This window comes from Thalassotalea sp. G20_0 (assembly GCF_017744175.1).
Classification (GTDB): Bacteria; Pseudomonadota; Gammaproteobacteria; order Pseudomonadales; family Endozoicomonadaceae; genus Endozoicomonas.
Genome location: NZ_JAGHQV010000216.1, coordinates 1 through 1,252 on the forward strand (window position 1 = coordinate 1; position 1,252 = coordinate 1,252).

Genomic DNA, 1,252 nt, shown 5'->3' on the forward strand with positions numbered 1-1,252 from the left:
GAGTGCTTTTTATACGCTTCCTGTTTGGTATGAATGAGAAATTCTTACAATGATCAATACTATCATTTAAAAAATGAATAAATGACGTACTCTCTTCACTTTTTAAAAAGTGGGTGTCCTTTTTATTTCCTGTTGGAAGCTCCCAGTGTAGCGACAAAAATCTGTGCTTGTCGTACTTCACCGGTGTACTGGTCAACGACAGGCATCGTTTGACCTGCATAGTCAATAAAGAGCTTATCTCCGGCTATATGGTTTTGCCGCATGACCACATCCACCTGGTTCTTCCATGAGCGATATTGGTCACTGAACCAGCTGTACTGATAACCATCCGGATGACAGGCTTTGTACTCCTGCCAAAGTCGCATCAGGGTCATACCGGGATGCCGCAGTTCCTGATGAATTTGACTCCAGTCAGGCTGAGCCTGCTTGTTCCTGCCTGATGATGGTTTGACGGGGAACAATTGCTGCTCCAGCGTATGCTCATCAATGGAGTCAGGCAGTGGCCAGGTCAGTTCAGAAACCGAAAGCCGGGCCAGATAATCTTTAACGGTTGAGCGGGAGATATTGCAGCTTTGGGCGATCTTTCGTTCACTGAGGTTGTGCTCAAATTTGAGCCTGAAAACTTCACGAATTTTGCGCATGGGCAGTCTCTTCATGATGCAATCCCGTCATCCTTGAAAGGGTCTCAAGAACGAGGGTAACGGTTATTGAAATAGACTGCGCCGCTGGCTGGAAAAGGGTGGCCGGATGTTACCGGAATAGGTGGCCGAATGTTTCCGGAATCAGTGGCCGGATGTTACCGGAATGGGTGGCCGAATGCTTCCGGAATACCCACTAGATTGAACATTTCTGAGAAAGTGGAAGTTGGCTTCATTAAAAAGTAATTATATGTCGACTGGGCTGCACGTATTTCTTCCCCAGACGATGTTAGGTACCAATCTTTGGCGAACTGCTTCAAAATTCGCTGCTCTCGTGGAGCAAATCGTTGTAAGTTAAATTGCTTATGAAAGCCTGGGTTAACGATACTTTTGTTTAACATCTATATCTTCTTGAGGTTTACGATGATTTTGCTTGTGACGTTTAACGCCGCATTCAGGTGCGCCGAAGGCGTCACCTGGAATGCTGTGTTAGCCGTACATTGAATTAAGTAGCACTATTGATAACATAATTTGGAGTGTTACTAATGAGAATATTTGGATTGTTTTCAACAGCGATGGATATTGTTGAATGTTTTAGATCCGCAAGTGTCTGT

Annotated in this window: 1 protein-coding gene; it reads right to left on the bottom strand. The window is 44.8% G+C overall.

The features are described from left to right. Positions 1 to 122: 122 nt before the first annotated feature. Positions 123 to 656 carry a sigma factor-like helix-turn-helix DNA-binding protein gene (locus J7438_RS25605; RefSeq protein WP_209278865.1) on the bottom strand — a complete coding sequence of 178 codons (534 nt, stop codon included), beginning with the start codon at positions 654 to 656 and terminating at the stop codon, positions 123 to 125. Positions 657 to 1,252 lie beyond the last annotated feature (596 nt).